The sequence below is a fragment of the Massilia timonae CCUG 45783 genome, from assembly GCF_000315425.1.
In the GTDB taxonomy this organism is placed as follows: Bacteria; Pseudomonadota; Gammaproteobacteria; order Burkholderiales; family Burkholderiaceae_D; genus Telluria; species Telluria timonae.
On record NZ_JH992922.1, the window covers coordinates 374646 to 398163 of the forward strand.

Below are 23518 nucleotides of genomic sequence, written 5' to 3' on the forward strand. Positions count from 1 at the left end.
GCTGATTTGATGCTTTCGGCTGTGCATGTTGGGGACCTACCGCTGTACTCTAAATTAATCGGGTAGGTGTCTCAAGTTATATTGGCACAGGGGGAACGAGTACCAGCAAACATCTTCTAAAATCGTGCTTCGGAAAGTCCTTGTAGCGCACAATCACCTCCACTAACAAACCTCAAGCCAGTATAGTCCGTTAATTGATACAGTCAAGACGAGAGATTTCCCTGAGCATGATTGTCAAGTCTGCGTCAACGGCCAGTGCGTTGACAGTCATTGAATTTGCTACCTACACTCCATCGATCGCTGAGCTAACGGAGGAGAAATGACGCGCGCTAGCGGGTCACGTTTCGAAACTGCGCTACGCCGCCCCGCCGTACAGGAAACGGATGGATGGGCTTTCGTCGTTCTGCCGAAACCGATCAGTGATATCTTTCCGCGGCGCGGCCGGACGAGCATGCAAGGCACGCTCAACGGCCACTTGTTTCAGGCCACGCTGGAGCCCGATGGCCAGTTGAGCCATTGGTTCAGGGTGCCCGCTACGCTGATGACCGACGCGGGCGTGACAATCGGGGATACCGTCACGTTCGATGTTGCCCCAGCACCGAGCGAGCAGGAACCACTGGTCCCACCCGAATTAGGCAAGGTGTTCGACACATCGCTACCGGCCAGGGAGACCTGGGCCGCCACCACCACCGTCGCCCGCATCGACTGGATCCACTGGATCGAATCGGCCAAGCAGGACAAGACTCGCTTGAAGCGCGTGGCCGATGCGGGAGACATGCTCGCTTCGGGCAAGAAGCGGGTCTGCTGTTTCGACCCGTCTGGGTACTACAGCAAGAGCCTCAATCCGCCGCAAGAAGCGAAATAGACCCGTGAGGCAGCTACCAGGTATATCGCACTGGACTGGCCGCGCCGCGTTTTCGATATCTATCCGGAATGCGCTTGTTGACATACAGGGCTTTCACTTGGTCAGAGGCTTCCCGGCCCACGAAGCCGAACCGAGTGGGTTCCGATTCACGCCCTGGGAAGTTTGCTGTGGTCGCGCTCAGCCAATCGTCAGCGACAAAAGCGCCAACGATCAATCCCTGCAAGACTGCCAGCACCACTTCCGCCTCCTTCGCCTTCTCCAGAGAAACCCTCCAAGCAAACCGGGTCGCTTCGTACAGCGATGCTTCCGTTGCCGATCGATTGACCTTGATGAGCAGCGCCCGATGTTCAAATGCCGCCTCCTGAGCAGCGTAGCGTCGCATGATGTCTTCGGCATGCATTACACCGAAGTCCAGGCTGCCGGCTCCCCCTACGACATTTGTCAGCCCGGGGTATGCGTCCATCAGCGCTGCTTCCACTTCGAAAGCAGTTTTCTCTTCGATCATTCCATGTCGGTGAATGACATGGCTCACCTCGAAGCCTGCAATCTGAATTTCCCTGATGCGCTTCAACTTGTCGCCGATATCAGCGTCGGGCAGCTGTGCACGTGCATGAGCGAAGACGCGATTGCCTTTTCCCTTGCCAACGTAAAATGTCTCACCATTTCGAGGATCGATCAGGCGGTACACGTACCATTGGAGCTTCTCTATGACTTCCGAAGGAAAGGACTCTATTTGCATCTGAATCAAATTTTGAAGCGGACGAGATTCGGCCGCGCACATCAGTGACATCCCCGTATAAGGCAAATCTTGCCGACCTTCCGACCGCGAATCGGATCTGCCATAGGAGCGGCGAAAAATCAGTCGAACTTGCTGAAATCCGGCTTGCGCTTCTCGAAGAAGGCGGTGAACGCTTCCTTCGCCTCGGCGCCGGTCAGCATGGCGCTGAAGCGCTCGTTCTCGGCGGCGATGGTTTCCTTCACCAATGCGCCCCGCGCGCGCTTCATCAGCGCCTTCGTGGTGCGGATCGACGCGGGCGGCAGCTTGGCCAGCTTGGCGGCCTGGCCCTGGGCGAAGAACAGCAGCTCGGCGGCCGGCAGCACGCGCGCCACGATGCCCATCTCCAGCGCCTCTTCGGCCACGAACGGTTCGCCCAGCAGCAGTTTCTCGGCGGCGCGCGTGTAGCCGGCCGATTGCGCCACCAGCAGCGACGAGGCGAATTCCGGGCACAGGCCGAGCTGGGTGAACGGCATCGAGAACTTGGCGTTGTCGGCGGCGTAGACCAGGTCGCAGTGCATCAGCAAGGTGGTGCCGATGCCGACCGCGGCGCCGGCGACGGCCGCCACCACCGGCTTCGTTGCGCCTTCCAGCGCGGTCATGAACTGGAATACCGGGCGCTCCGGCGTCATCGCGCCCTCGCCGACGTTGTTCAGGAAATCGTCCAGGTCATTCCCGGCGGTGAAGATCTCGGGCTGGCCGGTGATCAGGATGGCGCGCACCGATGCATCCTGCTCGGCGTCGCGCAGCGCGTCGGCCATGGCCTGGTACATCGCGCCGGTGATCGCGTTCTTGCGTTCGACGCGGTTGAATTCGATGGTGAGGATGCCGTCGGCTTTGGTGAGGCGGATGGTCATGTTGCGGTCTCCGGAGTTATTCTTGGGGCGGTTGAACGCGTCGGCGGCAAAGCCGCCAACCCTACGGGTTTCATGCGTTGCTTGGACGCGTGGGCGGGAGACCCGCCCACCCCACGTCACGCTCGCGGCATTGACGTACGGTGCTTGGATTTCCCGCCCACGCTTGAGATGCGGCGGCGCAGCAAAGCGCCGCCATGTCTGCTTAGACGCGCTCGATGATGCCCGCGGCGCCCATGCCGGCGCCGACGCACATCGTCACCATGCCGTACTTGAGGTTGTTACGGCGCAGCGCGTGCACGACAGTCGCGGCGCGGATCGCGCCGGTGGCGCCCAGCGGGTGGCCCAGGGCGATCGCGCCGCCCATCGGGTTGACCTTGCTGGTGTCCAGGCCCAGGTCGCGGATCACGGCCAGCGCCTGGGCGGCGAAGGCTTCGTTCAGCTCGATCCAGTCCAGCTGGTCTTGCGTGATGCCGGCGGCGGCCAGCGCGGCGGGAATCGCCACCTTCGGGCCGATGCCCATGATCTCCGGCGGCACGCCGCGCACGGCGAACGAGGAGAACTTGGCCAGCGGGGTCAGGTTGTGCTCCTTCAGGATTTTTTCGCTGACGACGATCAGCGCGCCGGCGCCGTCCGACATCTGCGACGAGGTCGCGGCGGTGACCGAACCCTTGGCCGCGAATACGGGCTTCAGCTTGGCCATCGATTCGGCGCTGGCGTCGGCGCGCGGGCCTTCGTCGCTGTCGACGGTGCGCTTCTTGACGCTGATCTCGCCGGTGGCCAGGTTCGGCGTGCGGGTGATGATCTCGACCGGGGTGATCTCGTCCTTGAAGTAGCCGGCCTGCTGGGCGGCGATGGCGCGGCGGTGCGATTCCAGGCCGAAGGCGTCCTGGTCTTCGCGCGAGATCTTCCACTGGTTGGCGACCTTCTCGGCGGTCAGGCCCATGCCGTAGGCCAGGCCCACGTTCTCGTCCTTGAACACGTCCATATTGATCGACGGGTGGTGGCCCATCATCGGCACCATCGACATCGATTCGACGCCGCCGGCGATCATCACGTCGGCTTCGCCCACGCGGATGCGGTCGGCCGCCATCGCCAGCGCGGTGATGCCCGAGGCGCAGTAGCGGTTGACGGTGACGCCGCCCACGGTGTTCGGCAGTCCGGCCAGCACGACGGCGTTACGCGCCACGTTGAAGCCCTGCTCGGCTTCAGGGAACGAGCAGCCGACGATGGCGTCGACGATCAGCGCCGGGTCCAGGTTCGGCACGGCGGCCATGGCGCCGCGGATCGCGTGCACCAGCAGGTCGTCCGGGCGGGTCTTGTTGAACATGCCGCGCGGCGCCTTGCCGATCGGGGTACGGGTCGCTGCGACGATGTATGCGTCTTGAAGTTGTTTGCTCATGTCAGTAGTCCTGTTCAGTCGTCAGCGTTAGTTGCGCACCGGCTTACCGGTCTGCATCATGCCCATGATCCGTTCCTGGGTCTTCGGATTGTTCAGCAGGGCCACGAAGGCCTTGCGTTCCAGGTCGAGGATCCACTGCTCGCTCACCACGCTGCCCTGGTCGATGTCGCCGCCGGTCACGATCTCGGCGATGGTGTCGCCCAGGTGGTAGTCATAGGCCGAGATGAAGCCGCCGTCGCGCATATTGACCATCTGGCCGCGGATGGTGGCCCAGCCGTAACGGCCGGTGACCGGGAAGGTGCGGCGTGCCGGAGCGCGATAACCGGCGTCGAACATGGCGCGCGCGGTGGTCTTCGCCACGTGCAGCAGTTCATACGCGTTGAACACGATGACGTCGTCTTCCTTCAGGTAACCCATGGCCTTCGCTTCCAGCGCCGACTTCGACACTTGCGCGGTGGCCGCGTTCATGAAGCCGTTCTTCAGGAATTGCAGGATGTCGTTGCCCTTGGCTTCATTCGCCGCGCGCAGCGCCGCTTCCTTGAGGCCGCCGCCGGCCGGCACCAGGCCGACGCCCACTTCGACCAGGCCGATGTACGACTCGATCGAGGCCACGCGTTTGCTTGCATGCAGCGCCAGCTCGCAGCCGCCGCCCAGCGCCAGGCCGGCCACTGCGGCGACGACCGGGATGTTCGAATACTTCATCGCCATGAAGGTGTCCTGCAGCTCGCGCACGATCGGCTCCATCGCCTTCGCGCCGCCGGCCATGAAGGCCGGCAGGGCCGATTGCAGGTCGGCGCCGGCCGAGAACGCGCCGCCTTCGGCCGCGTCGGTATTCCAGATCACGATGCCCTTGTAGCCTTGCTCGGCTTCTTTCAAGGCGCGCTGGATGCCCTTGATGACGCCATCGCCGATGACGTGCATCTTGGTCTTGAGCGAGATGACCAGGACCTCGTCGTCCGAATGCCACAGGCGCACGGAGTCGTCTTCGAACACGGTGGTGCCGAAGGTCTTCGCATCCGGACCGCCCAGGCCGACCACCGGCGCGCGGAACTGCTGGCGCTTGTAGACAGGCAGGTCGGACAGCGGCACATAGGCGTTCTTCGTGACCGAGTACGAACCTTCAGGAGTGTGCACGCCCTTCTCGGCGACCGAACCCTCGAACACCCATGCCGGCAGCGGCGCGTCGCTCAGCGCCTTGCCCGCTTCGATGTCTTCCTTGACCCACTGGGCGATCTGGGTCCAGCCCGCGGCTTGCCAGGTCTCGAACGGACCGACGCTCCAGCCGAAGCCCCAGCGCATCGCGAAGTCGACGTCGCGCGCATTGTCGGCAATCGTATCCAAGTGGAACGCGATGTAGTGGAAGGCGTCGCGGAAGATCGCCCACAGGAACTGCGCCTGCGGGTTGGTCGAATCGCGCATGGCCTTGAATTTCTTGACCGGGTCTTTTTCTTTCAGGATGCGGCCGACGATGTCGGCGGCCTTCGCGCCGCTCGGCACGTATTCTCCGGTGGCGAAGTCCAGGCGCTGGATCTCCTTGCCGACCTTCTTGTAGAAGCCGGCGCCGGTCTTCTGGCCCAGCGCGCCCTTCTCGATCAGCTTGGCCAGGATATCCGGCGTCTTGTACACGCTGAAGAACGGATCGTCCTTCAGATTATCTTGCATGGTCTTGATCACGTGGCCCATGGTGTCCAGGCCGACCACGTCCGCGGTGCGGAAGGTGCCCGACTTGGCGCGGCCCAGCTTGGCGCCGGTGAGGTCGTCGACCACGTCGACCGACAGGCCGAACTTCTCGGCTTCGACGATGGTCGCCAGCATGCCGAAGATGCCGACACGGTTGGCGATGAAGTTCGGCGTGTCCTTCGCACGCACCACGCCCTTGCCCAGGGTCGAGGTCAGGAAGGTCTCGAGCTGGTCGAGGATTTCCGGACGGGTCGCTTCGGTCGGGATCAGTTCCACCAGGTGCATGTAGCGCGGCGGGTTGAAGAAGTGCACGCCGCAGAAGCGTTCCTTCAAGCCAGCATCGAAGCCTTCGGCCAGCTTGTTGATCGACAGGCCCGAGGTGTTCGAGGCGAAGATCGCATGCGGCGCGATGTGCGGCGCGACCTTGGCATACAGGTCGTGTTTCCAGTCCATGCGCTCGGCGATGGCTTCGATGATCAGGTCGCAGCCGGCCAGCACGTCGAGGTTATCCTCGTAGTTGGCCACTTCGATCAGGGCCGCGTCATCCTTGTTGCCCAGCGGGGCCGGCGACAGTTTTTTCAGGTTCTCGATGGCGCGCAGGACGATGCCATTTTTATTGGATGGACCGCCGGAGCCTTGCTCCGGCTTTGCCGGCAGGTCGAACAGCACGACCGGCACCTTGGCGTTCACGCAGTGCGCGGCGATCTGTGCACCCATCACGCCGGCGCCCAGCACGGCGACTTTCTTGACGATGAAATTGGACATGTAAGTATTCCTTGGTTAGCGTCGTGACGGGTGATTAAAACAGGTCGGCGTCCAGCGCCGTCAGGTTCGCGGCGCCCGAACGTGCCTGGCGGATCAACATCGCGGTTTCCGGGTACAGGCGGGCGAAATAGAAGCGGATCGTCGCCAGCTTGGACTCGTAGAACTTGTCGCCCGAATCGAGCTTGGCCAGGGCGATCTTGGCCTGTTGCGCGAACAGGTAGCTGTACACCAGGTGGCCGGCCACGCGCAGGTAAGGCACGGCGGCGGCGCCGACTTCGTCCGGGTTCTGGAAGGCCTTCATGCCGATTTCCATGGTCAGCTTGGTGACCTTCTCGCCCAGTTCGCCCAGCGGGGTCACGAATTCGGACAGCTGCTCGTCCAGGCCGTTGTCTTCGACGAAGGCCTTGATCTTCTCGCCGAACTTGCGCAGTTTGGCGCCGTTGTCCATCAGGATCTTGCGGCCCAACAGATCCAGCGACTGGATGGTGTTGGTGCCTTCGTAGATCATGTTGATGCGGGCGTCGCGCACGTACTGCTCCATGCCCCACTCGGCGATGTAGCCGTGGCCGCCGTACACCTGCATCGCTTCCGAGGTGGCGATCCAGCCGTTGTCGGTGATGAAGGCCTTGATGATCGGGGTCAGGAGGGCCACTTCGTCCGCCGCTTCCTTGCGCACGTCTTCGTCAGGGTGGTTCAGTTCGCGGTCGATCTGCAGCGCGACATACGACGAGAACGCGCGCGCGCCTTCGGCATACGCTTTCGCGGTCAGCAGCATGCGGCGCACGTCCGGGTGCACGATGATCGGATCGGCAGGTTTATCCGGCGCCTTCGGGCCCGACAGGCTGCGCATCTGGATGCGGTCCTTGGCATAGGCCAGCGCGTTCTGGTAGGCGACTTCGGTCAGGCCCAGCGACTGCATGCCCACGCCCAGGCGGGCCGCGTTCATGAACACGAACATCGCCTGCAGGCCCTTGTGCGGCTGGCCGATCAGGGTGCCGCGGGCGTTATCGAGGTTCATCTGGCAGGTCGAGTTGCCGTGGATGCCCATCTTTTCTTCGATGGCGCCGCAGGCGATGCCGTTGCGCTCGCCCAGCGAGCCGTCGTCGTTCGGCAGGAACTTCGGCACCAGGAACAGCGAGATGCCCTTCGAGCCTTCCGGCGCGTCCGGCAGGCGCGCCAGCACCAGGTGGACGATGTTCTCGGACATGTCATGCTCGCCGGCCGAGATGAAGATCTTGGAGCCGGTGATGAGATACGTGCCGTCGGCCTGCGGTTCGGCCTTCGAGCGCAGCAGGCCCAGGTCGGTGCCGCAGTGCGCTTCGGTCAGGCACATGGTGCCGGTCCACTCGCCCGAGACCAGTTTTGGCAGGTACAGGCGTTTCTGGTCGTCGGTGCCGTGCTCCAGCAGGCACTCGTAGGCGCCGTGCGACAGGCCGGGGTACATCGACCAGGCCTGGTTCGACGAGTTCAGCATCTCGTAGAACGAGTTGTTCAGGGTGATCGGCAGGCCCTGGCCGCCGTATTCAGGATCGCAGGCCAGCGCCGCCCAGCCGCCTTCCACGTACTGCTGGTAGGCTTCCTTGAAGCCCTTCGGGGTGGTCACGGTCTTGTCGGCGGCATTGAAGTGGCAGCCTTCGCGGTCGCCCGAGTGGTTCAGCGGGAACAGCACCTCTTGCGTGAACTTCGCGCCTTCTTCGAGCACCTGGTTGATGATGTCGGCATCGATCTCCGAGTACTTCGGCAGATTCTTGAATTCTTCGGTGACGTTGAGGAATTCGTGCAGAACGAACTGCATATCCCGGATTGGCGCGACGTACTGACCCATGGTTATCTCCTGAACGAGGGTAAAGATGTTGGACGTGGCAGGCGGCTCATGCCGCCTGATGGTCTTGCGGTAGTTGGGGATTGCGGTAATTCTCGACCAGGCGCTCGAAGGCGGCCCGTGCGCGCTCGACCGCGCCTGGATTGCGCAGGAAACGGGCGTCGTGGTGCAGGGCCAGGATCAGGCCGTGCATCTCGAACACGAGCTGCTCGGGCTCCAGGTCGCGGCGCAGGTGGCCAATCTCGACCGCCTGCTGCACGCTGCGCAGCAGGGCGCCCTGCCAGGCGCGCACCATCGACACGAGTTCCTCGCGGATCGGGCCTTCGCGGTCATCGTATTCCACCGCGCCGCTGATATAGATGCAGCCGGACGCGATCTCGACCGAGACGCGCTTGACCCAGCGCGTATACATCGCCACCAGGCGCGGCAGGCCGCGCGCTTCCTTGATGCTCGGATAAAACACTTCCTGCTCGAAGCGGTGGTGATACAGCTTGACGACCTCGAGCTGCAGGTCTTCGCGCGAACCGAAGTGGGCGAACACGCCCGACTTGCTCATGCTCATCCGGTCGGCCAGCAAGCCGATGGTCAGGCCCTCGAGGCCATTGCGGCTGGCGAGCTCGAGCGCGACGTCGAGGATTGCGGCTCGCGTCTGTTCGCCCTTGCGCATGAATTTTGCTGAAGTACTGATAGCTGCCCCTGAATCGAAAAAAAATCCGAACGCTCGTACTATTATCTATCAGCCGAGGAATGTCAAACGGGAACTTAGAGGTGGCGTTCTATTGATGCAAGACAACGATCGGCGCCGGGAGATGGCGCCGTGCAGCGCTTCCGTCCGTCGCCGTGGGCGAGAAACGGAAGTTTGTTGTTTCAGCCATAAAGGTACAGCATTTTGACGGAACCGGATATCCCGTTGACGAGGGGCATTGCGCCCATCGTCATTCCTCGCCGACGCGCTCCATCGCACGGCGGTCGCGCTTGGTCGGCCGGCCCTTGATGTCCATGCTCGGCTCGGGGTACAGGCGGCGCGCCGCCTTGTCGTTCTCGCGCCGCGCGATGCTCTCGTCGGTCTCGAAATACAGGGTGCGCGCCACCGGCGCCGGGCCGCGCGAGCCCGAGATCGCGGCCACGATCACTTCCCAGCGATCGGAACCGTTATCGATCATGATGCGGTCGTTCATCTTGACGGCGCGCGCCGGCTTGACCGGTTCGCCGCCGATGCGCACCCGGCCGCGTTCCACCGCGTCCTGGGCCAGCGAGCGGGTCTTGAAGAAGCGCGCCGCCCACAGCCATTTGTCGATTCGTACGTTCTCTTTTTCCATTATCTATTTCCAATATCCCTAGGTGTATCCGAACGTGACCACCCGCATCACCAGCTTGTACGCCATATACGCCATGCCATAGGTGGCGCGGCGCAGCCAGCCGGTGTGGGCGAATTCCTGCGGGCAGACCTCCTTGCCGTCCAGGATGCCGCGCTCGATATGCTCGCGCATGGTGGCGGCGAACACCGGATCGCTTACCACCACATTGGCCTCCTGGTTCAGGAACAGCGACAGGCCGTCGCAATTGCTGGAGCCCACCGTGGCCCAGTCGTCATCGACCACCGCCACCTTCGCATGCAGCTGGGTCTTGCGGTATTCGACCACCCGCACTCCGTCGGCCAGCAGCTTGGGATAGAAGGAATGCGCGACCGCATCCTGGATCTTGAACTCCCCCACCCCGATCAGGAGCGTCACCTGCACGCCGCGCCGCGCGGCATGCGCCAGCGCCTTGCGGAACTTGCGGCCCGGCGCGAAGTACGGCGTCGCCAGCAGCACGCTGTGGCGCGCACGTCCCAAGGCTTGCAGATAGGCTTTCTGGATCGTGCTGCGGTTACGCAGGTTGTCACGCACCACAAATGCGGCCCGTGCCGGACTTTCGCAAGAGGGAATGGCCTGCTTGCGCATCTCGCGGAACAATTGGAAGCGCTTGCGCAGCCGCAGGCGGCCGCTGCGGGTCCACTGGGCTTGCGCCTCGTGATGGATCTGGGCCACCAGCGGCCCGCGCACGCGCACCGAGAAGTCCCAGCGCGGCGCCGGCAGGCGGTGGCCGTCGGCGTGGTCGCACAGCCAGTCGTCGTTGACGTTGATGCCGCCCACGAAGGCGACTTCGCGGTCGATCACGGCGATCTTGCGGTGCGAACGGGCGATGCCGCGCCGGCACCAGGGATTGAAGACGCGGTACTGGGCGCCGGCCTCGACCAGGATGGGCCCGAGCCGGCCGCAGCAGCGGTGGCCGGTGCCGAACCAGTCGACCAGCACCCTCACCTTCACGCCGCGGCGGGCGGCGCGCGCCAGGGCGTCGCGCACGGCGGCGCCGGTCTCGTCCTCGGCAAAGATATAGGTTTCGAACAAGACCTCGTGCTGGGCGGCGTCGAGCGCCTCGATCAGCGCCGGGAAGAAGGCAATGCCGCTCTGCAGCAGCGTGATGTCATTGTTGTCGACAAAGGTCAGACTGCGCATGGCCCTTGTGTGAGTTCGAGCTCGGCCACGATCGGCGCATGATCGGACAGCTTGGCCCACAACGGGCCGTGCATCACCCTGGCGTTGTTGACCTTGAAGCCGCGCACGTAGATGCGGTCGAGCCTGAACCACGGCAGCATGGCCGGGAAGGTGCGGGCCGGCGCCAGGCGCGGCTGGCGGCCGGCCCAGCTGCGCACCATGTCGCCCATCGGCGAGCGCGGCCCCAGTTCGTCGAACACCTCCTTGACGCCCAGGGCGTTGCGCAGCTTGTCGCTGAGCGTGTTGCGCCAGTCGTTGAAGTCGCCGGCGATGATCACCGGCTCGCCGTTCGGCGCCGATGCGTTGACGGCCTCGATCAGCGAGGCGGTCTGGCGGCCACGGCTGCCTTCGAACAGGCCGAGGTGGACCACGTAGCAGTGCACGCGGCATTCGGGCGCGCCCAGGATGCAGTGCAGGATGCCGCGCTGCTCGTAGGCATGGTCGGAAACGTCGTGGTTGTGCGAGTTCTCGATCGGCCAGCAGCTCAGCAGCGCATTGCCGTGGTGGCCGTGGTCATAGACCGCGTTCATCCCGTAGGCCGTATGGTGGACGTCGGCGGCGAAGTAATCGTACTGGGCCGTTTCTGGCCAATGGCGGTGGCCGCGGTCTTCCTTGCCGTAGCGTGCCTGGTAGCGGTCGTGCCGGCCCTGCACCTCTTGCAGGAACACCACGTTGGCGTCGAATTCTGCGATGGCCTTCTTGAGCGCGATCACGCGTGGCGTGCTGCGCAGGGACGAGACGCCCTTATGAATGTTGTAGGTGGCTACACGGATTTTCATGGGAACATTCTACCCGGATCGGACTGGCGTTCTCGTGAAACGGGCCCAATCGTGCGCTTCACAGCCTGGTGCTGGAGCGCGGAGCGCGGCGGTTGGTTGGTGCCGTCGCGCTCTTACATTCTGAACTGAGCTGAATCTGACATTCAGGCAAGCGCCAGCGCCGTATCGTAGACGGCTTCATGCCCCGACACGATCATGCGGCGCGGACGGCGCTCTTGCGCGCCCTGCTTTTCCTCGCGCGGCGCCAGCGGCCCGCTCAGGCGCAGGCCGTCGAAGAGGTCGATATAGATGCAGTCGTCCCCTAGGGTGATTGCCTTAACTTTCTTGTCGCTATTCAGTTCGAGGTTATCCATTTTATCTCCCAGAATCATCCACTTAAAAGTTGCACATCAAAAATTCACCATGGGTGAGCCGTTGACCTTAGTCGACGAATTTACGCCTGTCAAACATGGAATATCTCGTGCATATGTACTTTCGCAAAATTTCCTATGGTTATAAAAAAGACAGGTGAAGTGTATTCAAATGTATTTTCATAGGAGAGAGTGCGTTTGAGCAAACGCATATGCGCGGCCACGCACAGACCATTTTCTGAAAAAAGTACCTACGTACTTTTGTTAAAAAACGTCATTTTATTGCGCACACATGCCATATTTCAATGCTGATTTTCGGCAAATAAGCTGCTTTAAGGAAATTTTATTTGCCGTTCGCAATTTTTAAGCGATTTTGCGGGGCAGTTGCAGGATGGCTTCGGCGTTGGAAGAAGAGAAGCAGCGGTCCGCCGCCTCCAGATGCGGCAACCAGGCATGGCGCAGGTGTTCGCGCGGGCTGAGGAGGATGGGAATGTCGCGCGGCACGCAGACCGAGAACACGTGCTCGGTATTGTGGGTCACGCCGGGGGCGTAGCGGTGACGCCAGACGGGATAGATTTCGTAGACGTTCGAGAGCTGCCAGTCGCGCAGGCGAATGCGTTCGCCGTCGGCCACGATGCCGGTCTCTTCGAACAGTTCGCGCGCGGCGGTCGTCATCAACGGCTCGTCCGGCGCGTCGAGCGAGCCGGTGACCGATTGCCAGAAGCCCGGACGGTCGGCGCGTTCGAGCACCAGCACTTCCATGTCGGAAGTGTGGATCACGACCAGGACCGACTCCGGGATCTTGTGGGGCTTCATGGGCAAGACGGGGGCGAGCGGCGTGGCCGTCCGCCCCGGGCCATCGTTACGCCACCTTCGGCTCGTTACGCAGACGGATATGCAGCTCCTTGAGCTGCTTCTCGTCGACTTCCGACGGCGCGTTGGTCAACAGGTCTTGCGCGCGCTGGGTTTTCGGGAAGGCGATCACGTCGCGGATCGACTCGGAGCCGGTCATCAGGGTGATCAGGCGATCCAGGCCGAAGGCCAGGCCACCGTGCGGCGGCGCGCCGTACTGCAGCGCGTCGAGCAGGAAGCCGAACTTGAGCTGCGCTTCCTCGGCGTCGATCTTCAGCGCGCGGAACACCTTGCTCTGCACTTCCTCGCGGTGGATACGGATCGAGCCGCCGCCCAGTTCCCAGCCGTTCAGGACCATGTCGTAGGCCTTGGCGATGCAGGCGCCCGGGTTCGACTCGAGCATGTCCTCGTGGCCGTCCTTCGGCGCGGTGAACGGGTGGTGGGTCGCGGTCCAGCGGTCGCTGTCTTCGTCGTATTCGAACATCGGGAAGTCGATCACCCACAGCGGGGCCCAGACGTCGTCGAACAAACCGGCCTTCTTGCCGAATTCCGAGTGGCCGATCTTCACGCGTAGCGCGCCCAGGGCGTCGTTGACGACTTTCGCCTTGTCGGCGCCGAAGAAGATCAGGTCGCCGTCCTGCGCGCCCGTCAGTTCCAGGATCTGCGCCAGCACCTCGTCCGAGATGTTCTTGACGATCGGCGACTGCAGGCCGTCACGGCCTTTCGCCTTCTCGTTGACCTTGATGTAGGCCAGGCCCTTGGCGCCGTAGATCGCCACGAACTGGGTGTAGGCGTCGATTTCCGAACGCGGCATCGAACCGCCCTGCGGCACGCGCATGCCGACCACGCGGCCGTTCGGCATGTTGGCCGCGCTGTTGAACACCTTGAACTCGACCGACTTCATCAGCTCGGTCAGTTCGGTGAACTCAAGCTTGACGCGCATGTCCGGCTTGTCCGAACCGTATTTGCCCATGGCGGTGGCGAAGTCCATCACCGGGAACGGGTTCGGCAGGTCGACGCCGGTGGTGTTCTTGAACACGACGCGCATCATCTCTTCGAACAGGTCGCGGATTTCCTGTTCGGTGAGGAACGAGGTCTCGCAGTCGATCTGGGTGAATTCAGGCTGGCGGTCGGCGCGCAGGTCTTCGTCGCGGAAGCACTTGGTGATCTGGTAGTAGCGGTCGAAGTTGGCGACCATCAGCAGCTGCTTGAACAGCTGCGGCGACTGCGGCAGCGCGAAGAAGTTGCCGGCGTTGACGCGCGACGGCACCAGGTAGTCGCGCGCGCCTTCCGGGGTCGACTTGGTCAGCATCGGGGTCTCGATGTCGATGAAGCCCAGGTTGTCCAGGTACTTGCGCACTTCCATCGACACCTTGTAGCGCAGGCGCAGGTTGTGCTGCATCTGCTGGCGGCGCAGGTCGAGCACGCGGTGCGTCAGGCGGGTAGTTTCCGACAGGTTGTCGTCGTCCAGCTGGAACGGCACCGGCACCGAGGCGTTCAGCACTTCGACTTCGGTCGCGTTGATCTCGATCTTGCCCGACTTCAGGTTGGCGTTGGCCGTGCCTTCCAGGCGGTTGGTCACGGTGCCGACGATGCGCAGGCAGTACTCGTTGCGCACATGCTCTGCGGCCTTGAAGACGGCGGCGTTGTCCGGATGGCAGACCACCTGCACCAGGCCTTCGCGGTCGCGCAGGTCGATGAAGATCACACCGCCGTGGTCGCGGCGGCGGTGCACCCAGCCGCACAGGCTGACGGTTTGGCCCAGCAGTTCCTCGGTCACGAGGCCGCAGTAGTTGGTACGCATGGTGGACATAGTTTTCGTTCCAGGTTGGTTGATTGCTCGCGCCGCCATCGAAGGCGGCCACTATTCTTTGATTCGGTGTTACTTGATCGCCGTGGCCGGCGCCCTGATGGGCGCTTCTGCCGGCGCGACCACGCCCATCGAGACGATGTACTTCAATGCCGCATCGACCGACATGTCCAGCTCTTTCACGCGGCTGCGCTCCATCATCAGGAAGAAGCCGGAGGTCGGGTTCGGGGTGGTCGGCACGTAGACGCTGACGTAGTCGCCGCCCAGGTGCGCCGCCACTTCGCCGCCCGGCACGCCGGTGAGGAAGGCGATGGTGTACGAATCGGCATGCGGATACGGGACCAGCACCGCCTGGCGGAAGGCATTGCCCGACGGCGAGAACAGCGTGTCCGACACCTGCTTGACGCTGCCGTACAGCGAGCTGACCACCGGCACGCGCTTGAGCAGGCGTTCGCCCAGGCGCACGATGTAGTTGCCGACCAGGTTATTGGTGAGCAGGCCGGTGAGGAACACGATTGCCAGGGTCAGCACCGCGCCGAAGCCCGGCACGTCCATGCCGAACATGCTGCGTGGCTGCCAGGCGTCGGGCACGAACAGCAGCGACTGGTCGAGCGTGCTGATGATCAGGTTCAGCACCCAGGCCGTGATGACCAGGGGGACCAGGACCAGCAGGCCGGTGATGAAATATTTGCGCATCGGATTCCCGTTGTTCTTGTTGGCGCGCGGCGCTAGCCGCGCCGGATCAGGTGCTGCTCTTGTCGCCGCCGGACGTGCCCGGCGCGGCCGGCGCCGGCGTCGCCGCTGCCGGTGCGCTGGACTCGGTCGACGCGGCCGGCGCCGGCGCGCCGTTGCCGTTGCCGTTGCTGGCCGTACCGGTAGCCGGCGGCGTGCCGCCACGGAAATCGGTCACGTACCAGCCGGTGCCCTTGAGCTGGAAGCCGGCAGCGGTCACTTGCTTCTTGAAGGACGGCTTGGCGCAGGACGGACACACGGTCAGGACCGGATCCGAAATTTTTTGCAGTACATCTTTGGTAAAACCGCATTCTTCGCAGCGGTAGGCGTAAATCGGCATGCTAGGTGCTCCGCAAAAATCTTCAAAACCCTGAATTATAAAGCTTTTACACGGGCATTTGCCGTTTGCGGCCTACCGCGGCTGGCACAGACCCGGCGCATGGGCAAGTGCGGGCCATCCGATGTTGTTTTTCACCATCGTCAACAGGTGTTTCGTTTGCTCAAGCATCGGGTTGGATGCTCTAATACGGCTTCTTCACCCAATGTTGGCAGTAGGGAAATCCCTGCTGCTCACCGCAAAGAAGAAACAGAAGACTGCGCGATGCCTCCATCAGCGCGGTCCGTAGAAGAACACTAGCTTGCCAAGCCCGCGTCTGCGGGCTTTTTCTTTATGTGCCCTTACAACAGATACAGGGCGACGAGCCCCATCCCGAACCCCGCCGCCAGGCAGGTCAGGAAGGCCAGCATGCGATTGGTGCGGCGCTGCTCGATCAGCACCATCGCCAGCATGTCGGCGTTCGGCACATTCGGATGCGCCAGCTGCCCTTTCGATTCGCGCTCCAGCACCTGGTACACCAGGCGCGGCAGCTGCGGGAAGATCTGGGCGTAGCGCGGCGCTTCGGCGCGCAGGCGTTCGGTCAGGCCCTTCCAGCCGACCTGCTCCGTCATCCAGCGCTCGAGATACGGCTTGGCGGTCTTCCACAAGTCCAGGTCGGGGTCGAGCTGGCGTCCCAGTCCCTCGATATTGAGCAGGGTCTTTTGCAGCAGCACGAGCTGCGGCTGCACCTCGACGTTGAAACGGCGCGAGGTCTGGAACAGGCGCAGCAGCACCTGGCCGAACGAGATGTCCTTCAGCGGGCGGTCGAAGATCGGTTCGCAGCAGGCCCGCACCGCGGCCTCCAGCTCGTCCACGCGCGTGTTTTGCGGCGCCCAGCCCGATTCGATGTGGGCCTCGGCCACGCGCTTGTAGTCGCGGCGGAAGAAGGCCAGGAAGTTCTGCGACAGGTAATCCTTGTCGAAATCGTTCAGGGTGCCGACGATGCCGAAGTCCAGCGCGATATAGCGGCCCAGGGTCTCCGGCGCGGTCGAGACCAGGATGTTCCCCGGGTGCATGTCGGCGTGGAAGAAGCCGTCACGGAACACCTGGGTGAAGAAGATTTCCACGCCATCGCTCGACAGCTTCTTGAGGTCGACGCCGGCGGCGGCCAGGCGGTCGATCTGCGAGATCGGGATGCCATACATGCGCTCCATCACGATCACGCTGCTCGAGCAATAGTCCCAGTACATCTCGGGCACCATCAGCAGGCTTGATCCGGCGAAGTTGCGGCGCAGCTGGCTGGCGTTCGCCGCCTCGCGCATCAGGTCCAGCTCGTCGTGCAGGTATTTGTCGAATTCGGCGACGACTTCGCGCGGCTTCAGGCGCCGCGCCTCTCCCCACACGCGCTCGATCAGGCTGGCCGCCAGGCGCATCAGGGCCATGTCTTCGTCGATCAGCTTCTTCATGCCGGGACGCAGCACCTTGACCGCGACCTCCTTGCCATCCCTGAGCTGGGCAAAGTGGACCTGGGCGATCGAGGCCGAAGCCACCGGCTCCCGGTCGAAGCGGGCGAACAGCTCGTCGGGATGGGCGCCCAGCGAGCGCGTGATCTGGGCCACCGCGAGGTCGGACCCGAACGGCGGCACGCGGTCCTGCAGCAGCGCCAGCTCGTCGGCGATGTCGGGCGGCACCAGGTCGCGCCGGGTGGACAGCACCTGGCCGAACTTCACGAAGATCGGGCCCAGTTCTTCCAGCGCCTGGCGCAGGCGGATCGCGCGCGGCGAGGTGATGCGGCGCCAGAAGAAGAAGGTGTTCATCAGGCGCGCGGTGCGCGGGGCGTTGATGCTGGTGACGGCGATCTCGTCCAGGCCGTACCTGGTGAAGACGGTGAGGATGCGCAGCAGGCGCAGGAATTTCAATATCATCGACGATCCGGGTGGTGGTCTGCGCTGGTGAGAATGATGGAGGGTGCGGCGTCCAGCTGGGCCAGCTTTTGCTCGAGCCGCGCGATGCGCTTGGCGGTGCGCTCGACGTCGTCGCGCAGGCGCACCACGTCGGCGGCGAACGCGTCGCGCTGCGCCGGCCGCACCAGCACCGGCCTTTCCTCGGCCAGGAACTCGGCCAGGTTCTCGGCCAGGCGCCGCGTCGCCTCGGTCGCGCCGCCGGCGGTGCGGCGCGCGGTCCTGACCAGGCGATGGGCGCCCAGCGGCCCCACCACCCGCTCGAGGTCGTGCTCGGCATCCCAGCGCAGGCCGTTGGCCAGCTGCGAGATCACGTTGGCGAACTCGGCGTCGCCTTCGATCTTCACGTACGACAGCGCGCGCGTGCGGTCCTGGGCGATCAGCGGCAGGTCGGCCGGCTTCACGCGGATCGTGACGCTGGCCGGCGCATCGCCCTGGCCGGCTTCGAGCAGGCCGTCGCGCCCGACGTGCATGCGCAGCCGGGCCAGGCCGGCATCGATGCAGGCGTCCTTGCCGGCATGGCGCATGAGCAAGGCCCTGGCCCAGGCTTCCTGGGCCAGCAAGTGATTAATTGCGGCGACCGCGGGCAGCGTCAGAGCGTGCTGTGGCGACAGTGAGGAAAGACTAGGAAACATGAAAAGGACGACCCTCAAAAAACAAAACCGCCCGGGTTGATGCGGGCGGTTTTGATCTTACCAGTTTGCCGGGCGCAAACCCGGTGACACGGAATGTTTATCGAAAAATAATTCCGCCAAAACTAATCGCTTCAGCAAATACGCTTAGTTCGTCTGCTGGATACCGGCCAGCACCCAGCCGCCCGAGCCCGACAGCGGCTTCGACATGTTCCAGACTTCGACGAACGGTTCTGGAAGCGCGTCCTTGGCGCTGCGGATCATGGCGTTGAACTGCACGCTCGCCAGGTAGTCGGTCGCGGTCTTCTCGATGCCCAGCAGCTGGGCGTCGATATTGACGACGTCGGTGTAGTCGGTCACGGCGCCGCGTTCCTGGATCTGCATCTTCAGCTCGGCGAACACTTCGGGCGAGGTGAATTCGCGCAGGTCGTCGGTGTCGCCGCGGTCCCAGGCCGCCTGCATGCGGATGAAGGACGATTTCGCGTGACGCAGGAAGCTTTCGCTGTCGAAGTCGCCCGGCACGCCCCATTGCTGGTAGGCCGGTGCGGCGGCCGCGCCGCCGAAACCGGCTGCCGCGCCTTTATCCAGGCCGACATTACCCTGGAAAGCGGCTGGCTGATTGCGCAGGCCGGAGCCGATCTCTGGCGTGGCAGTCGAACCGGCGGCCGGCGGCTGGAAGCCACCGAAGCCGCCCGCGGTCGCCGCCGCCGGATTGGCCGGCGTATCTTTACGACGCACCATGCGCACGATAAACATGATCACCAGGCCGATCAGCGCGACCATCAGGATGGTCGAGATGATGCTGGCCAGGGCGCCGCCGATGCCCAGGTGCGACAGCAGCGCGCCCAGGCCCAGGCCCAGCAGTGCTCCACCCAGGATGTTGCGCATCATGCTCGGTTTCTTGGCGGCGGCCGCTGCACCCGCGGCGCCGGCGGTCGCGCCGGCTGCGGCAGGGGCGGCCGAATTCGGGGTCTGGCGCTGCATGCTCTGGGCCGGCGCCGGCGCCGGACCCTGCTGCTGTACGGACTGCGACTGCCGTCCGATCGAACGCTTGCCGCCCATTGGTCGGGCGAAGGCGTCCGCCACCATCGCGAACGCGGTGACTGCCAACATCGTCGTGACCAAAAACTTTTTCATTGTCTCTATCCTTAGAATTAGAGTTTGATACCGGTGTGCAAAGCGGCCACACCCGCCGTCAGGTTGAAATACTGGACCCGCTCCAGTCCTGCGTCTTGCATCATCCCCTTCAGGGTGTCCTGGTCGGGATGCATGCGAATCGATTCGGCCAGGTAGCGATAGCTTTCGGCATCGCCGGCGATCTTCTGGCCCAGCCACGGCAGCACCGAGAACGAATACACATCGTACGGTTTCTGCAGCGGCGCGATCACTTTCGAGAATTCCAGCACCAGCAACTTGCCGCCCGGCTTGAGCACCCGGCGCATCTCGGCCAGGGCCTGGTCCTTGTGGGTCATGTTGCGCAGCCCGAAGGCGACGCTGACCCGGTCAAAATAATTGTCCGGAAACGGCAATTTTTCGGCGTCACACAACATGGTTGGGGTGACAAGCCCTTTATTCAAGAGGCGATCGCGCCCGACGCGCAGCATCGACTCGTTGATGTCGGTGAGCCAGACCTCGCCGGTCTTGCCCGCCTGCCTGGCGAAAGCCTTGGCCAGGTCGCCGGTGCCGCCGGCGATGTCGAGCACCTTGAAGCCGGGACGCACGCCGGCCTGGGCGATCGTGAACATCTTCCAGGCGCGGTGCAGGCCGGCCGACATCAGGTCGTTCATGACGTCGTACTTCGAGGCGACCGAATGGAAAACCTTGGCGACTTCCTGGACCTTCTGGTCCTCGGCGACGGTCTTGTAGCCGAAGTGAGTGGTATTGGTCATATGTGCGGGACGGTTGGGTGTTGCCGCATTATACAAGCAGGCCGGCAGTGGACTGCGCCATTGGCGACCAGGGGCCGGAACGGCCGGCATGTGCTGCCCCATGGAATCCTTCCTGTCCCCTTGTTGGACGGGCACAACGCATGAAGCGCTCACAATCCGCTCAGCAGCGGCGTATCGACGCGGACGCCCTTCCCCGTCACGGTTGGCCCCGGTAAGATCGATAGCAGGTCGCCAACAAAGTTGCGGATATTTCCATGAGAAACAGCAAAGATTTCATTCGCCATTGCACATGTCATTAAACTTCTATTAATGTTTGTGCGACATGCCCAAGGCATTTCAGGTTTAATGGAACAATACTTTTCGCGTCAGCAATCCATTCCAAGGGATTAGTTGCCGCACGGATGCGTTAGGTATGACGCGCCAGAACTCACAACAACGAAAACTGGCAAAGCGCCAGTGATAACGAGGGCAACGGTGTCTGTAAAACGTCTCTTATGCATTTCGGGTGAAGGCAATGCGCACGCGCGCGCCTGCCACGGCGAGCTGCCCGGCTGGGATGTGTGTGTGGTGGAGAACATCGCCGCGGCGCGCAAGGTCCTGTCGCAGCAGCATTACGGAGTCGGCCTGCTGCTCGACCGCAGCGACGGTTCGGGCGACGCCGAACTCGAGCGCTTCCTGCGCCAGCACCATCACACACGCTGGATCGGCGTGTTCGACGCGCCGCGCATCGACCAGCCCGCATTGCGCGAGCTGATCGCGGCTCACCTGTTCGACTTCCATACGCGCCCGGTCGACATGCTGCGCCTGCAGCACTCGCTCGGCCACGCGCACGGCATGGCGACCCTGGCCAAGGCCACGCCGCCGCACCGGCGCCAGGCGTCGGAGCGGGCCAGCCACATCGACGGCGCCTCGCGCGCCATCGTGCGCCTGCGCGCCCACATCGACAAGATCGCCGCGGTCGACGCGCCGGTGCTGATCTCGGGCGAAAGCGGCAGCGGCAAGGAACTCGCGGCCCAGGAAATCCACCTGCGCTCGCAGCGCGCGAACGGTCCCTTCATCGCCATCAATTGCGCGGCGGTGGCGCCGGCCCTGATCCATTCCGAACTGTTCGGCCACGAGCGCGGCGCCTTCACCGGCGCCACCCGCGACAAGCAGGGCCTGCTCGAGGCGGCGTCCGGCGGCAGCATCTTCCTGGACGAGATCGGCGACCTGCCGCTCGACCTGCAGGCCAGCCTGCTGCGCTTCTTGCAGGAGCGCGTGATCTACCGCGTCGGCGGCACCCGCACCATCGCGGTCGATGCGCGCGTGATCGCCGCCACCCACGTCAACCTGCCGCAGGCCGTGGCCGAGGGACGCTTCCGCGAAGACTTGTACTACCGCCTCAGCGTGTTCCCGATCCGGGTGCCGCCGCTGCGCGAGCGCAAGGAAGACTTGCCGCTGCTGACCGACCTCATCTTCAACAAGTACGCGGCCGAACGCAGTCCGCAGCTGAAGGGCGTGAGCCGCGAAGCGCTGCAGGCGATGGCGCGCTACGACTGGCCGGGCAATGTGCGCGAACTCATCAACCGGGTACGGCGCGCCATGGTGCTGGCCGAACAACGACTGATCATGCCGGAAGACCTCGACCTGCCCAGCGCCGGGCCGATCTGCCCGGTCAGGGAAGGCCTCGGCAATTCGCGCCTCTCAGCCGAACGCATCGCCATCGGCGAGAGCCTGGCGCGCAGCGGCAACAACATCAGCCAGGCCGCGCGCGACCTCGGTGTCTCGCGCATGACACTGTATCGCCTGATGGCCAAGCACGCAATTTCCTCGTAAGTCTCCGCCCTTCCCTGCCGTCGGCCTCTTCCTACGGCGCTTCCCCTTGATTTGACAGGATTTTACCGCCGGCGCGCTTGCCACCCGGCAGCGCGTTGCGGGACGGTGTTCGCTCTGTGGCGACTGCCTGGCGGTGACATTTAGATACAGTTCCATGGACTTTTTGTTCACATTGTCACGGGTCTGAGACACTTTGTTCTTTATCTATTGTTCAACTTCATTTCCCCTTGTAGCACCACTGAAACTCATCAAAATAGTCCTACATAATCAAGGACTTAAAAAACTTAAATTCACCTGGCATGAGAACTGCTATTGAACGAGTGGACCGGGTGTCATGGGACCCCGGGAATTCAACTCAGTGACAATTAGGGGAGCAACAATGAAGCGCACTATCCTGGCAACCGCGATCGCCCTGGCATTCAGCATGGCTCACGCACAAGAAAATTCCGTCAACGATGTCCGCGGCGGCAACACCCAGACCTCGTCGGTTACCACGAACACCGACAGCAGCACTGTCACTGACACCCGCAACAGCGGCAACACCTCGACCAACTCGTCGACCAACACCGACAACACCCAGTCGAACAGCAACAACCAGGCGACCAATACCAACACGAACACCACGACCAATACCAACAACAGCCAGGCCAACAGCAACAACCAGGCGACCAACACGAACACGAACACAAATACGAATACGAACACCAGCACCAACACCGACAACAGCCAGGCGAACAACAGCAGCACCAACACTGCCGACAGCAACAACCAGTCGACCAACACCAACACCAACACCACGACCAACACCAACAACAGCCAGGCCAACAACAACAGCCAGCAGAACAACAACAGCACCAACACGACCAACAACAACAACCAGGTCGACAACTCGGACAACCGCGTCGCCAACAACACGAACACGAACACGAACACCCAGTCGGACACGCGCACCAACACCAACACCAACACCGAAACGATCGACAGCAACGACACGATCACGACCAACACCACGACCAACAACGACAGCAGCCAGGACAGCTCGGGCCAGAACAACAGCTCGGGTGACTCCCGCGCCGCCGCCGCCGGCGCCGCAGCCGCCAACAACGGCGGCAGCGCCAACTCGTCGGTCGCCAACTCGTTCAACACCTCGTCGGCCAACGCGACCAGCTCGCTGACCGGCACCGTGTCGGGCAATAACATCAGCAACATCGGCAACACCGCACAGAACACCGGCGGCGCCAACGGCGCAGCCGGCACCGGCTCGGCCGGCGGCGTGGGCAACGGCGGCTCGACCTCGGCCAGCGGCGCGGCCGGCGGTTCGGCTTCGGGCGCGGCTGGCGCAGCTGGCGGCGCAGGCGGCTACGCTGCTGCGGGCACCGCATCGACCGGCGCGTCGACCGTCGGTAACGCAGCCGGCGGCGCAGGCGGCATGGGCGGCAATTCGTCCGGCTCGACCCTGACCGCATCGAACGGCGCCAGCGGCGGCGGCGCAGCGATCGGCGACGCCACCTCGACCTCGGGTTCGGGCGGCACGCCAGGCTCGGGCACCGAAACCGCGGGCACCGGCGGCGCCAGCGGCGCGGCCACCAACACCGGCGGCACCTCGACCGCAGGCAGCCCGACCAGCGGCGCCAGCTCGGGCACCGCGGGTGACTCGATGGCCGGCACCGGCGGCGCCGGCG

General features: G+C 63.5%; 22 protein-coding genes. 3 read left to right on the forward strand and 19 right to left on the reverse strand.

Annotated features, from left to right (window positions below; genetic code table 11):
• Positions 1-319 precede the first annotated feature (319 nt).
• Entirely contained in the window at positions 320-865 is a 546-nt protein-coding gene (locus HMPREF9710_RS01495) for a YdeI/OmpD-associated family protein (protein ID WP_005663225.1), read from the forward strand.
• Positions 866-878: 13 nt separating this feature from the next.
• Here the strand turns inward: HMPREF9710_RS01495 and HMPREF9710_RS01500 are convergent, their stop codons facing one another.
• From HMPREF9710_RS01500 to HMPREF9710_RS28745, 19 genes are all read right to left on the reverse strand, one after another.
• Positions 879-1646 carry an LEM-3-like GIY-YIG domain-containing protein gene (locus HMPREF9710_RS01500; protein WP_005663227.1) on the reverse strand — a complete coding sequence of 256 codons (768 nt, stop codon included), beginning with the start codon at positions 1644-1646 and terminating at the stop codon, positions 879-881.
• Between the two features lie 77 nt (positions 1647-1723).
• The gene (locus HMPREF9710_RS01505; RefSeq protein WP_005663229.1) at positions 1724-2497 is read right to left on the reverse strand and encodes an enoyl-CoA hydratase; all 774 of its coding nucleotides are present in this window, start codon (positions 2495-2497) and stop codon (positions 1724-1726) included.
• Between the two features lie 202 nt (positions 2498-2699).
• Positions 2700-3896, reverse strand: a complete 1197-nt coding sequence (locus HMPREF9710_RS01510; RefSeq protein WP_005663231.1) for an acetyl-CoA C-acyltransferase — start codon at positions 3894-3896, stop codon at positions 2700-2702.
• A 27-nt stretch (positions 3897-3923) separates the two neighbouring features.
• Positions 3924-6341 (reverse strand): 3-hydroxyacyl-CoA dehydrogenase/enoyl-CoA hydratase family protein, encoded by a 2418-nt coding sequence (locus tag HMPREF9710_RS01515; protein WP_005663233.1) that lies wholly within the window; start codon positions 6339-6341, stop codon positions 3924-3926.
• Between the two features lie 34 nt (positions 6342-6375).
• Positions 6376-8166 (reverse strand): acyl-CoA dehydrogenase C-terminal domain-containing protein, encoded by a 1791-nt coding sequence (locus HMPREF9710_RS01520; RefSeq protein ID WP_005663235.1) that lies wholly within the window; start codon positions 8164-8166, stop codon positions 6376-6378.
• A gap of 46 nt (positions 8167-8212) precedes the next feature.
• A complete protein-coding gene (locus HMPREF9710_RS01525) occupies positions 8213-8830 on the reverse strand; it encodes a TetR/AcrR family transcriptional regulator (RefSeq protein ID WP_005663243.1) in 618 nt (205 codons plus the stop codon).
• Between the two features lie 268 nt (positions 8831-9098).
• Positions 9099-9482 (reverse strand): RNA-binding S4 domain-containing protein, encoded by a 384-nt coding sequence (locus tag HMPREF9710_RS01530; RefSeq protein ID WP_005663245.1) that lies wholly within the window; start codon positions 9480-9482, stop codon positions 9099-9101.
• Positions 9483-9500: 18 nt separating this feature from the next.
• Positions 9501-10661, reverse strand: a complete 1161-nt coding sequence (gene clsB, locus HMPREF9710_RS01535; RefSeq protein WP_005663247.1) for a cardiolipin synthase ClsB — start codon at positions 10659-10661, stop codon at positions 9501-9503.
• Positions 10649-11479: an endonuclease/exonuclease/phosphatase family protein gene (locus tag HMPREF9710_RS01540; RefSeq protein ID WP_005663249.1), complete on the reverse strand. Its 831-nt coding sequence runs from the start codon at positions 11477-11479 to the stop codon at positions 10649-10651. The genes clsB and HMPREF9710_RS01540 overlap by 13 nt, the downstream gene beginning before the upstream one ends.
• Positions 11480-11622: 143 nt before the next feature.
• Positions 11623-11832, reverse strand: coding sequence for a hypothetical protein (locus tag HMPREF9710_RS01545; RefSeq protein WP_005663251.1), 210 nt, complete (start codon positions 11830-11832; stop codon positions 11623-11625).
• 360 nt (positions 11833-12192) lie between these two features.
• Positions 12193-12645 carry a dihydroneopterin triphosphate diphosphatase gene (gene nudB, locus HMPREF9710_RS01550; RefSeq protein WP_005663253.1) on the reverse strand — a complete coding sequence of 151 codons (453 nt, stop codon included), beginning with the start codon at positions 12643-12645 and terminating at the stop codon, positions 12193-12195.
• A 46-nt stretch (positions 12646-12691) separates the two neighbouring features.
• Positions 12692-14494: an aspartate--tRNA ligase gene (gene aspS / locus HMPREF9710_RS01555; protein ID WP_005663255.1), complete on the reverse strand. Its 1803-nt coding sequence runs from the start codon at positions 14492-14494 to the stop codon at positions 12692-12694.
• Positions 14495-14563: 69 nt separating this feature from the next.
• Entirely contained in the window at positions 14564-15187 is a 624-nt protein-coding gene (locus HMPREF9710_RS01560; RefSeq protein WP_005663257.1) for a DUF502 domain-containing protein, read from the reverse strand.
• A 46-nt stretch (positions 15188-15233) separates the two neighbouring features.
• Positions 15234-15563, reverse strand: coding sequence for an FmdB family zinc ribbon protein (locus HMPREF9710_RS01565; protein WP_005663268.1), 330 nt, complete (start codon positions 15561-15563; stop codon positions 15234-15236).
• A gap of 338 nt (positions 15564-15901) precedes the next feature.
• On the reverse strand, positions 15902-17464 hold the full coding sequence (gene ubiB, locus HMPREF9710_RS01570; RefSeq protein ID WP_005663269.1) for a ubiquinone biosynthesis regulatory protein kinase UbiB: 1563 nt from the start codon (positions 17462-17464) through the stop codon (positions 15902-15904).
• Positions 17461-18135, reverse strand: a complete 675-nt coding sequence (locus HMPREF9710_RS01575) for a ubiquinone biosynthesis accessory factor UbiJ (protein WP_005663270.1) — start codon at positions 18133-18135, stop codon at positions 17461-17463. Before HMPREF9710_RS01575 ends, ubiB begins: the two co-directional genes overlap by 4 nt.
• A 144-nt stretch (positions 18136-18279) precedes the next feature.
• On the reverse strand, positions 18280-19269 hold the full coding sequence (locus tag HMPREF9710_RS01580) for a Tim44 domain-containing protein (protein WP_005663271.1): 990 nt from the start codon (positions 19267-19269) through the stop codon (positions 18280-18282).
• Between the two features lie 17 nt (positions 19270-19286).
• Positions 19287-20021, reverse strand: a complete 735-nt coding sequence (ubiE, locus tag HMPREF9710_RS01585; RefSeq protein ID WP_040774884.1) for a bifunctional demethylmenaquinone methyltransferase/2-methoxy-6-polyprenyl-1,4-benzoquinol methylase UbiE — start codon at positions 20019-20021, stop codon at positions 19287-19289.
• Positions 20022-20170: 149 nt separating this feature from the next.
• A complete protein-coding gene (locus tag HMPREF9710_RS28745; RefSeq protein WP_267871908.1) occupies positions 20171-20305 on the reverse strand; it encodes a hypothetical protein in 135 nt (44 codons plus the stop codon).
• Positions 20306-20495: 190 nt separating this feature from the next.
• Between HMPREF9710_RS28745 and HMPREF9710_RS01590 the strand changes: the two genes are divergently transcribed.
• Positions 20496-21836: a sigma-54 dependent transcriptional regulator gene (locus HMPREF9710_RS01590; protein ID WP_005663273.1), complete on the forward strand. Its 1341-nt coding sequence runs from the start codon at positions 20496-20498 to the stop codon at positions 21834-21836.
• Positions 21837-22215: 379 nt separating this feature from the next.
• Positions 22216-23518, forward strand: a 1303-nt coding sequence (locus HMPREF9710_RS28185) for a hypothetical protein (RefSeq protein ID WP_005663274.1), incomplete at its 3' end; no start/stop codon positions are given.